Origin of the sequence: Anaerocolumna aminovalerica (assembly GCF_900115365.1) — a bacterium.
Classification (GTDB): Bacteria; Bacillota; Clostridia; order Lachnospirales; family Lachnospiraceae; genus Anaerocolumna; species Anaerocolumna aminovalerica.
Genome location: NZ_FOWD01000001.1, coordinates 248340 through 259819, shown reverse-complemented (window position 1 = coordinate 259819; position 11480 = coordinate 248340). Strand labels below are relative to the sequence as shown.

General features: G+C 36.5%; 10 protein-coding genes. 1 reads left to right on the top strand and 9 read right to left on the bottom strand.

Translation table 11 applies throughout. From position 1 onward, the window contains the following. Positions 1-204 (top strand): transposase (locus BM183_RS01130; RefSeq protein ID WP_170847848.1); only part of this gene is annotated, 204 nt, incomplete at its 5' end. Positions 205-640: 436 nt separating this feature from the next. On the opposite strand, the gene BM183_RS01125 is transcribed toward BM183_RS01130, so the two are convergent. The 9 genes from BM183_RS01125 to BM183_RS01085 all read right to left on the bottom strand — a co-directional run bounded on the left by BM183_RS01125 (position 641) and on the right by BM183_RS01085 (position 11405). After that, positions 641-1564 carry a DUF2935 domain-containing protein gene (locus tag BM183_RS01125; RefSeq protein WP_091683745.1) on the bottom strand — a complete coding sequence of 308 codons (924 nt, stop codon included), beginning with the start codon at positions 1562-1564 and terminating at the stop codon, positions 641-643. 351 nt (positions 1565-1915) lie between these two features. Next, positions 1916-2839 carry a hypothetical protein gene (locus BM183_RS01120; RefSeq protein ID WP_091683743.1) on the bottom strand — a complete coding sequence of 308 codons (924 nt, stop codon included), beginning with the start codon at positions 2837-2839 and terminating at the stop codon, positions 1916-1918. Positions 2840-2922: 83 nt separating this feature from the next. Next, positions 2923-4317, bottom strand: a complete 1395-nt coding sequence (locus BM183_RS01115) for a sensor histidine kinase (protein WP_091683741.1) — start codon at positions 4315-4317, stop codon at positions 2923-2925. Beyond that, positions 4314-4967: a response regulator transcription factor gene (locus tag BM183_RS01110; RefSeq protein WP_091683739.1), complete on the bottom strand. Its 654-nt coding sequence runs from the start codon at positions 4965-4967 to the stop codon at positions 4314-4316. Before BM183_RS01110 ends, BM183_RS01115 begins: the two co-directional genes overlap by 4 nt. 779 nt (positions 4968-5746) lie before the next feature. Next, complete coding sequence (locus BM183_RS01105) at positions 5747-6547, bottom strand: DUF3788 domain-containing protein (protein ID WP_091683737.1); 801 nt, start codon at positions 6545-6547, stop codon at positions 5747-5749. A 99-nt stretch (positions 6548-6646) separates the two neighbouring features. Then, positions 6647-7645 (bottom strand): hypothetical protein, encoded by a 999-nt coding sequence (locus tag BM183_RS01100; RefSeq protein ID WP_091683735.1) that lies wholly within the window; start codon positions 7643-7645, stop codon positions 6647-6649. Between the two features lie 339 nt (positions 7646-7984). Next, positions 7985-8746 (bottom strand): MBL fold metallo-hydrolase, encoded by a 762-nt coding sequence (locus BM183_RS01095; protein WP_091683733.1) that lies wholly within the window; start codon positions 8744-8746, stop codon positions 7985-7987. A gap of 281 nt (positions 8747-9027) precedes the next feature. Further along, on the bottom strand, positions 9028-9354 hold the full coding sequence (locus BM183_RS01090; RefSeq protein ID WP_091683731.1) for a hypothetical protein: 327 nt from the start codon (positions 9352-9354) through the stop codon (positions 9028-9030). Between the two features lie 374 nt (positions 9355-9728). Next, on the bottom strand, positions 9729-11405 hold the full coding sequence (locus tag BM183_RS01085; protein ID WP_091683729.1) for an N-acetylmuramoyl-L-alanine amidase family protein: 1677 nt from the start codon (positions 11403-11405) through the stop codon (positions 9729-9731). Between the last annotated feature and the right edge of the window lie 75 nt (positions 11406-11480).

Genomic DNA, 11480 nt, shown 5'->3' with positions numbered 1-11480 from the left:
AGGCATTCCAATCTGAAATACAAATATGGAAACAGAAATTTTTGGTGCAGAGGATATTATGTAGATACAGTAGGAAAAAATGCAAAGAAAATACAAGAATATATACAAAATCAAATACAGGAAGATTTGCAATATGACCAGATATCATTGAAAGAGTATATAGACCCGTTTACGGGTGAGCCAGTACAAAAGGGCAAAAAATAAAGCCCTTTAGGGTTTGCCCGAGAAAATAGTGCGGCTGGCGAACTATTCAGTGCGTCTTTAGACGCAAGCAGGTAAAAGCCCCTTATAGGGGCAAATCAAGCCACCAGCTAAGCTGGTGGTCTTGACTAATTTAGGCTTTAGCCTGCTGAATTCGTGAGTGAAACAAAAAATCCATGCTATGCTTTTTGTTCTGGTGTCGCTTGAACTTAGTTGGGTCCTTGGGGAAAATCATATTTCTAAAAAACTACCATCGCTGTATTTTCTCTCGATATTAATAGGCTCCTGAAAAAGGTATAAAATAAACCTGTCGGCAAACTGCCAGCAGGTTTATTATTTATATTCTGTTTTCTAGCATTGTTGTACAATCAGTATCCTTTAAATTAGATGTATTCTTTAATTGTACTTATTTTTCAGCAGTGTATCGGTCACCAGTTTATTAACTTCTTTCAAACATTTTAAGCAACCGAATATAATGATTCGCCTCACGTAAGACATGATCACCAAGCAGCGGAATAATGATTGATTTTACTTCACATGCAAGTATACCCTGTGTGCCTTGCGCTTTGAAATTCCGTAAATCCATAGTAGCCCTTAAACTTTCGTCTGTAACTTTAGAACATGGAGCGGTGTCATCCATTGCCGCCTTTGCCTCTGCTGTTAATTGATCAAACTCTTTTCCAAAATTATTAGCTTGATCGATCAAATTGTCCTCTGTCGGATCAAGCAATCCCCGAATAAACTTAGCATGTTCTGCCATTTGCCTGTTCCAGAAAAATTCTAGTTCGTAGGCTTCTCTTTCCAGACATATATCTTCATCATTTTGAAGTCTTCTAAGCTGTAGAAGATATAATTCTGCCTCACGAGTTATGTGTAGGATCAACAAAGGATAATTAAATGTAAACATTTCGCAGTTTAAAACATTAGATAAAATATTAGTTTTAAACTGTATTAACGCAGCAGTTGCATCTATTGCTCTTTGGTTAAGCTCGTATACATGTTGTTCAAGCATAGGGCTAACAGTTCTTATGCCACCACCCTCTAGACCTGCTTCTGCCTCCGTCAGTTGAGTTGGTATCTGTACCCCTGTAAAATATGTGGTTGCCATTTCTGCATCCAAAGTAAACGGTGTTATTACTTCACCAGATTCAAGAACCCCAGGATTAACAACACCGTTTGAAAGAGAAATAGCCTCTCCTAGAATCTCATCAAATTCCCTGCGAAAAGCGTCTGCATGCTGAGTAAAGCTTGTATCCCTCGGCGTAAACCCCGCTTCAAGAAAAAATGAGTGTTCTTTCATAATCCTTGCAAAAAACAAATGTAAACCTAGGGATTGTTTTATAAAATTAATGCTTGAGATCATGGTTAATACTCCCTATAAAAGGTTAATTGTAATATCAGTTTATGTTAATACTATATGAATTGTTACAGGATATCACATTAAGTAAATCTATTTTGTTTAGGTGATTAAATAACTTAATAAGACTAAAAATATGTATAAAAATTTCCGATGAATGAATATTGCAATCTTAACAGCGGTTGTTTTATTTACCGGGATGCCTTTAAGAACGAAAGACACAAACAAGCGAAAATAAACAGAACGGAAGATATTTTTTTGTTTGTAACGAAATTAGATTGTTTTTATTTAAGCAAAGGCACCAGGACTTTTTCATCCCGATGCCTTTGGATTTTCATCTGACAATTTTACGAATCTTTACTGTCCACCCTTTAAAGTAGGTACTTTGTTATCAGCGGAGGCTGGCTCGTTATATTTTTCTTCATTATATTTTTCTCTTATTTCTTCTTCCAGTTTTTCAATTCCTAGTAAATCATATTTATATTGTCCATTATATACTACACCGCACAATACTTTGTCATATCTGGAAATTGACATAAGTGCGACTTCTCCGTTCTCACCGTGAACTTCAAAGCTGATTACCGGGTCACCGTAAGTGCCGATAGTATTTGTTGAAAAGTTGGCTCCCTGTCCAGTGCATTGTATTGATTGAATAGGGCTGTGGACGATATTATATTTTTCAGCCAGTTCTTTTGCCACCGCCTCATATTCCTTTTTGTTAAGGGATGAATCAGGGGCAGCAGGAACCTTTTCTTTCAGTGTCCTCTCTAAACCGATATTATAAAGTTCTCCGGTAATAGAATCAATCCACACTACATAACCATCAATACGATACCCATCAATGTAGCCTTGATCTTTCATCTCCACATCGGCAGTCCACATTGGGCGGGGAGTATTATCAGTTGGTGCATTATAACCCATTTCGATGGTCATACCCTCCAGATTCGCGCCATACACCTGCCATAGATATTGTGCTGTAAGTTCTGCAGCTGCTTCTTTTGACATATCCTTTTCGGTAGGTGTTTGATTTTTGTAATAGGGAAGGTCTATTATCCCAACTGTATAATTTGCCTTTTTGTAACCTTCCGGTAAGTTGTTCTGTGCTGTTTTGGATGAATAATCTGTGTAATTCATGTAGCTTGTAGGAACCATATTTGTTTTTTTATTTTCCGTCATAGCGGCTGCTTGTGTAAATCCCTGGAATATCATTGTGCTGGCACCAATAAGCATTGCGGCAGCTAAAAATGATTTTTTAAAATGTTTTCCTTCTGTTTTTTTCATATAAAGCTCTCCTTATTGATTTATTTGTGATCACAATAGGTAGTATAAGAGGCTTAAATTATAGAATTGTAATCGAGTTATTATTAAGTTGTAAAAGTTATTTTTGCTGTTGTTCCTTCGCCAGGACAACTGTTAAAGCTAAGCTCTGCACCATGGCGTAATGCAATTTGTTTACATATGGCAAGTCCCAGACCTGCACCGCCATCGCTTCTGTTTCGTGATTTTTCTTCACGGAAGAAGGGGTCCATGATTTGGGAGAGAACTTCGGGTGACATGCCTTTTCCGTTGTCTCGTATGCTTACGGTTTTTTTGCCGGCTTCATTGGTGGCATATACAAAGATCCGCCCGCCTCTTTGACATGCTTTAATTGCATTATCAATTAAATTTATAAACAAACTTTCCAGCAGACAGGCATCTCCGCAAATCGTCTCTATTTCACTGCTGAATTCTATATGTATTTCTTTTCCTTCAAGCTTGCCATACAAGGTTTGCCTTACCGCCTCAAATAGGCTGGATACCTTTCGCTCTTCACAGGTAATCTGATTATTTTGCAAATTTGCCAGTTCCATAAGCTGAAATGCAATCATCTGCAGGCGGCGGCTTTCGGACATGATGTAATTTAATGCTGATAGCCTGTCGTCCTCCGATAAAACGGCCTTTTGCATGTATTCCGCGTATCCGTAGATGGCTGTGAGCGGCGTCCGAAGCTCATGGGCAAAGTTATCAATAAACTGCTGCTTTTTATTCGCAGTTTCAATAAGCTCTGACATCTGATGTTGGATCTCCTCTGCCATATGATTAAAACTTTGTGCCATTTCAGAGAGTTCATCATGTCCGTAGACTGGAAGCCTGGTTTCATATGCACCGTTAGCGATATCTTTTGAGGTCTGGGAAATCTGCATAAGCGGCTTAAATATCCGGTTAAGTATTATAAGAAGTCCAAAAGCAAGTAAAACAGAAAGAATGAATCCCGCGAGGAACAGCATGTTTTTTAGATAGCTCCAAGAGCTTATGACTTCTGTCGTATCATAAATATAGACCAATGAGTAGGAGTTATACGGAGCTGGAAGCTTTCCGGAGACGATGGCATAAGTCATTTTGTCTATTTTCTGTACCATTGCCACACGGGTTCCATCTTTCGGCGGATCCAATAAATAACGCTGCAGTTCAAATGTGTCCTGATTTGAATAAACAATCTGATTGTTTCTATAAAGGACAAGTCCAATCTTTTTATCAGTGGAAAGATAGTTGTATGGATGGAGCAGAGAACTTAGAGATCCTTCTATATTAATTCCCCGGCTTTCCATGGCAAGAAAATCTTTAATAAGGCCTGATACGATAAAATAGTGTTCCCCCAGGCTTTTTTCTTCCGCGTGTTTTACAGCGTCCTTATACATTGCTACTGAAATAATAAAAATTCCAAAGTTAAAGAAGAAAAGAAAAAGTGCAAGGGTTGTTAAAAAGGTACGTTGTTTCATCTGCTCACCTCCAGGCGGTAACCCAGCTTATAGACGGTTTTTATCATATCTATCCAACCCAATTTTTTTCTTAATTTTTGTATGTGTACATCCACGGTACGAGTATCTCCCTCAAAATCATAACCCCATACAAGCTCCAGCAGCCTTTCTCTGGAGAGAGCGATATTACGGTTGTTTACCAGAACCTCCAATAATTCATATTCTTTTGGGGTACACTCCACAAGCTGTCCCTTATGATATACCTGATGGCTGTCAAAATCGATTTTTACATCTCCCGCTTCAAAACAGCTTCTGCTTTTCTGAGTCCTTCTGAGTACCACTTCCACACGGGCCAGCAACTCCAGCATTTCGAAAGGTTTTGTCAGGTAATCATCTGCCCCCAATGAGAAGCCCTTTATTCGATCCGGCAGGCTGTTTTTCGCCGTCAGGAAGATCGTAGGCGTTTCCTTCCCGTGCTTTATCACCTCAAACCCATCAAGACCCGGCAGCATGATATCTAAAATCATAAGATCGTAAGATTGACACTGTATTTCGGAAACAGCAGATTTTCCATCGAAAACTGAAGTACAGTGATGTCCTACAAGATGTAGATTCCTTTTAACCAGATCATTGATTGCCTCTTCGTCTTCGACGATTAAAATAGATGCCAAATTGATTCACCTCCTTATAGAACAATATTATCAGTGTTTTGTTATAGAGTTGTAAAAATGTATCCCAATTTTTATGAGTACATTTTTTTCATCATTCTCATATATCCTTAATTCTAACGCATCTTTTTTATGGACACTCATTTTTAAACCGTATACATACATGTAGTAAATTTATATTGTATGTTTTTGCTCACTAACATTTCTTATTCTTATAATTTAAAAATTAAAGCAAAGGATAAGAGGCAGGAATCGCATTGTAAAATAAAAAGAGCCTACCTACAGACATGACCGTCCTTCTTGTACGCTCTAGCAATCTAATTCTTGTTTAACCTATTCTGAAAGTTCATATGGCTGACCCATTGTGATTCTAAGAATAACTTACTTGTCCCCTTATATTCATAAAACATTTATCGATTGTTCTTAAATTCTCCCCATGGAGAAAAAATTGTAGCTTAAAATAATTGAAAATGAAACCGCGATATGAATTTTATTATATGTTAATCTGCGGGGTAAAGTCAATGAATGAATTCTTATTTTATTATTACATTTCAACTCGGAACTGCTAATGAAGCACACTGAAATAATCTACGAATTCATCTTTGTGTTTTTTCTGTTTTTGATAATACTAAGGCAACAAACAGTAATGAAATACACATAAGGAATCATGCCATAAGTGCATAAAATACTGAATTAAGGTATCCGCTTACAAGTACATCTTATTTCTTTACTAAAAAACACGCCATTAAAGACGTGTTTTTAGAAAAATCATTACTTAGAAGTTATTTCAATTTTCTGTCTAATCTTGATTTATTATCATAAGCTAGCATATAATCCTGATATTCCTTCGGATTGAACAGCTCCTTTTGTTCATTTTCTGCTTCTTCGTAAGATAGGCCTTTTCTTTCCATAAAAGTATTACAAGGATAGCTTACACATTCCGAACAGTCTTCTATTCCTTTATTCATTACACAAACTCTTACTGGACAATTATTATCAACTCTTCTTGCATTTTTATTTGTACATCTGCAACCGTCACAATATATACTTTCAGGAGGAATATCTAAGTTATAGTACTTTTTCCACATATTAGCCAATTCATTTCGTTCATCGTTTTTTCTAATATTAGGAGCATATGCTTTACACATTTCACAGCAATATCCACACATAGTTAATTTTATATTTGGTTTTTTCTTAATTAAAAGCATTTGTTTAATATCATCTATATAATAATCATTACTTAAATCTAACATTAACCATTTACCATCATGATAAACTTCTGTGGCATCATAAATATTTGCTATATCTTCACAAAAAATATCTCTTTTTTTATCAAACTTATCTCTTTCATCCCTGCCAAATATTATCCATACCCCCAACTGATTATCTCTTATATACAAAGTGCAAAGTGTTTTTTTACTTTTCTGAAACCTTATTACATATTTACCATATTTACCACCGTTATCCCATACTTTGTCCATATTATAATTATCGCTAATGTAATTGTAAATCTCATCATAAAGTAAAAATGCATCATTTCCTAACATAGATTTAATAACTTCTCTGCCTGGTTCTTGAATCATATTAATCCCCCTCCAGCAAATTAAATATGCTTGTTTCCATCCTGCTGTACTTTAGAAAGAATCATTTTATCATAAATAGCTAAACTATTTTGCCTGGATTCAATCTCCAATCCAAAAATACAGCAACCCTCTCTCACCGTCCGGCAGTTCAACATAGAACCAGTTCAGAGTCCGATCCTCCGGTTCAATATGGATATCAAGTAGTTTTATCTTCGTTTCCTTAAATTCCCTCAGGGTTTCCAAATCCCATACCGTATGATCAAAAAAATTCTCAGGATTTTTATCTAAGGGTACAAAATAGCCACTGCCATCAACTTCATAGGTTTTCCCTATGTATTGTTCTACATCATGATTAGTTATAACATATTCTTTGTTCTTAAATTCTCCCCATGCAGAAAAGAACTGCGGCTTAAAATAATTTGTTAAATGGAACCATGAAATGAATTTTCCCTGCCCATCCATCAATGCATATCTATCGATTGATCCTAAAGAATAAAGTTCTTTCCCATCATATTGAAAGAATTTAAAATTAGGATCCCCACTTGGCCCTTCATCAAATATAGCTACTTCCACATAGCTATCCTTGCTATCCAAGTCAATAATCTGTATTTCACCGGATGGATTGAATGGATCTAATGTAACTTTTATACCATTTACCTCTATATAGGAGCCCTCCTCATAGTTAGCTTTTAATACAGCATTTATCCTGTCTGCTTCTCCATCTCTATTTAAGTCAAATGCACCTTGAATGCTAAAAGTTCGTTGATAAAATGCTAATTTTTCGTCATAGGAAACATCAAAAGTATAATCTTTAAAATATTTATCCATTTCTGAAAAATCTTCGATCTTAGGATCCTCAGTAGCATTAGAGGTGTCAGAAGGCTCTATCGTTACTACCTTATTATTTGTATCAGCTTCCTCCGTTCTGTCGGAAACTCCCATAGTATTGGTGGGTTCTGGTGACAAAGTAATTTGGTTACCATCGGCCTGGTTGGCAGCTTTCCTTAACCCACATCCAGAAAGCAGGCATAGCAGGAATAGACATAGAATTAATGAGAAGCTTTTTGGTTTCTTTCTGCTTTTACAATTAATAAACATATTATAGTTCCCTCCAGAATCAAGTGCTACAAGTATAAACAATAGGTCATGTTGGTTTTACCAAAATATAGTAATATTATATGTTAATCGACACAGTAAAGTCAATGAATGAATTCTTATTTTATTATTATATTTCAGATTCTACTGTCGTTTTTACATATAATATATTGAGCATCTATTCCATCTCCTCGGCCCTCTAAAAACAGTCAATATCCATTCTATTAACTCAACTCTACTTTTTTCCCAAAAATATACCCTCCAAATTTACATCAGTATTTTCTTTCCAGCCTATTGCAAATGCCTCCCATCTGCGGACTTTAGCACACATTGAAATTAGCATTACAGCCAGACCGCCCAATCTCCGTAATTAAAAGTTCCACTGCCGTGGTGCAGCTTGCCCTCTATTTTGAGTTGTCGGAAAGCATCACGCATACGCAAAAGAATCTCTGGCTGAATATTCAGTGTATGATGTGCTGGAAATACACGCTTTACTGGAAGTACCGCGATCTTTTCAAGAGAAGCAAGATAGGCCCCAGGGTCTGTAGAGGGATAGTAAGCAAACAACGTGTCTTTATAAACCAAATCACCAGTAAAAAGATGTCCGCAACTGGGCTCAAAAAAGCACATATGCCCCGGCGAATGACCGGGTGTATGGAATACCTGAATACTTCTTCCACCAAGGTCAATCATATCTCCATCCTTCAAGAAACTGGTGGGCATACCCTGAAAGAATTCATAAGTCTTGACATCAAAACCTTCTGGTATATCACAACGATCAATAACCATCTCTCGGATTGTTTCCATGGAAAGGGGAAATCCACCATTTAGCCATTCAAGTTCCGCTTCATGGGCATAAAAGTCTGAAAAGTACTTGTGCCCACCGATATGATCCCAATGAATGTGCGTGGCAATAGCCGTAACTGGCTTATTCGTCAATTTTTTTACTTCATCATATATGTTGCAAATGCCAAGTCCCGTATCAATTAGCAGACTTCGCTCTGTTCCGTTTAGGAGATAGCAATGGGTTTCTTCCCAATGACGGTATTCACTAATGATATAGGAATCATTATCAAGATGATCGATGGTAAACCATTTACTCATAGTAATATCCTTCTTTCTTCTTTGTATTTCCAAAGTCTATCTGAATTTTTTGTTGGGCTATATAAATATCCGAACCATAAAACATTGGAAAATTCTTATTCTTTACTCAATTTTTGTACGTGATAATTAACCTAGCACTCTCAGTTGAACAGCAGTCCAGACAGCTCTTCAACTCAACCGGTGCCATATTGGGCTGTTTCTTGAGCATTATACCGACTTGTAAACCTACCCGCTTCTGCGGCAGCAGAAATCTGTGGTATTGATTCTAAAAGTTTCACATACTATTCGATTACAATGTAATTTCCTATATTAATTTCTTCCTTTGTAATATTATCAAGTTTAATAGCAACTGCTTGCCCTTTCTTAGCAAAAGATACAGGTTTGTAGAATTGCTCCATTGCTGATACAATTTTCTTATGTAATATTTTCCCATTTTTATCAATTATCATTATATCAGAATTGGTATGTATTTTACCTTTCCTTATTATGCCCACTAAAACCACACCTGTGGGAATGAGGGAAAAGATATCGTCAATCTGCATTTCAAAAGCATATTTTCCCAATTCGGATATATCCTCTTTTTTGCTAAATATATTAAAAATACCCATCTACACCTCCAAATATAAATTTCTGTCTATATCTTTCTTTAGCTGCTCAATAGTCGTATTAACAATTACTTATTTAAATAAAATACCTTAACTATTATATCGCCTATTTTCCATTATATAGATTCCACCTGTCTCCTGCAAGGTTATTTTCACAAGTTACTAAAGGGGGTGCCGTTTGACGATATACAAAAAAGGAATAATATTTTTCAGATCCTTAATTTTAAAAATGGTCTACTATATTCGAAAATACAGTAAACCATTTCTTTATTCTTACTCATTATTGTAGTATAAAATTCTTAGTATTAACTTGTTTTTTAAAGAATATCCCTCTTACTCTATATGCTTCTAAGCATCTTCAGACAGTCTTTTACAGATTACCTGCCTGTTGGATATTCTTCAAATACCTGACAAATGGTGTCGTATATGGTCTTTGCTGCTTTTTCCTGGAAAACAGGGTCATTTAATAAAGCCAGCTCCTGTGGATTTGACATAAAGCCCAATTCAATCAGTACGGCAGGTACAGAATTTTCTCTGGTTACAATAAGAGATTTGTCCTTTACTCCTCTGTTTACCGTTCCAAGGTTCTGTACCAATGCTGTCTGCAGCATTTCACCCAGTCTTTTACTGGTAAGACCACTTCCATTGGCTTTATTGTTCTTTGAGTTATAATAAACCTCTGTTCCCACAGGGGATGTTTTTGTATTGGAATTCATATGAAGGCTTACATATAAATCAGCTCCTATCCTCTTTGCCTGTGCCGCCCTATCATAGTTTTCCGTGGTTGTATTGGAATATCTGACTTCATCCCCGTATCTTGTATAGTATACTTTAACCGGTGAATCAGGAGCATTAAAATATTCTTTTGCAAGATTATAAAGTATCTGCTGATTTAAGTCTTTTTCCATAATTTTCACACCCTTTAAAGTACGGGTAGCACCTGCTGCATTACCGCCGTGACCCGGATCCAAAAGTACGATGTTTTGGTATATATCTCTTGGGTCACCAAGCTTAACGCTTACTCCATTATTTGTCTCGGAAAGCTTAAAACCTTGAAGCTTTGAGGTTACTATTACAATTTCCGTTTGGTTGCCCACATAAGAAACGGTAACATCCTGTACCACCCCTGCAGATACGGTAACCGGGTTTTCATCATAAAACTGTGTCTGGTCTCCGGGCAGTAAAATAGCTATTTTATTCTGATAATAACGGTATCTGTCTTCTGTGGTAATATCACTGAAGGTAACGCCTTCCGGTAATTTGAACTGCAGGGCATTTTCTGTATTTGTTTCTGTCTCTCCGCTATTTCCAGAATCGAAGGATTTTGTTAAAAACACGGTATATGTATTTTTGTTTCGGTCTACCCTGTAGGTGTAAGCTTCCGACTTTTCGATAGTAATGTTGGTAGTATAATCATTGATGCCGGTAACGCTTACTGCCTTCACTCCTTCCAAAGAAGAGGATTCCGTATTATTATTTCCCACTCCATTTACTGTAAAGGGAAGCTGTAACATCAAATAGTTACCGCTTTCAGTCAGGGTAACTGAAATATCCTCCATGGCTGTTATTGCCACAAACTCTTCACCATTTTTTCTTCCTGCTGCTATGGTATTTACATAATTAGGGTATAGTGTTACAGTCATGGTATATTTATCTTCTGATAAATCGATTGCATATTTGATATCTGTACTGGATAGTTTAAAGCTTAATTCACTGTTATTTTCAATAGCATGGTAAACTCCGCTGAATTCTCCTGCCAATATACCGGATAGGTTATATGCTGCGGTATTTATGTACGCATTATTTATAAGTAGTTTTAGGATATTTCCTTCTTCCGTTATAGTTGTTTTGCTTATAGGGGAATTTGCCTTAATCGTGTATACTTCTTTCTGGCTGGAATTACCTAAAATCTGGGTTAAGGTTACTGATTCAATAAAGGCAGTTGAGATTACATCCTGTGAAATTTCAGCCGTATTAACCGTATTACTGGCAATTGTATAGCTTTCCAACAATTCTGTTAAAAGTCCCCACTGGAATAAGGTAGTATCCGGCAATTTTGTTTGCCCTGTTTCACCTGTATTTCCGTTATTATTGCCACCATTAATGACTTCCTGTTGTTGAAAGCATGG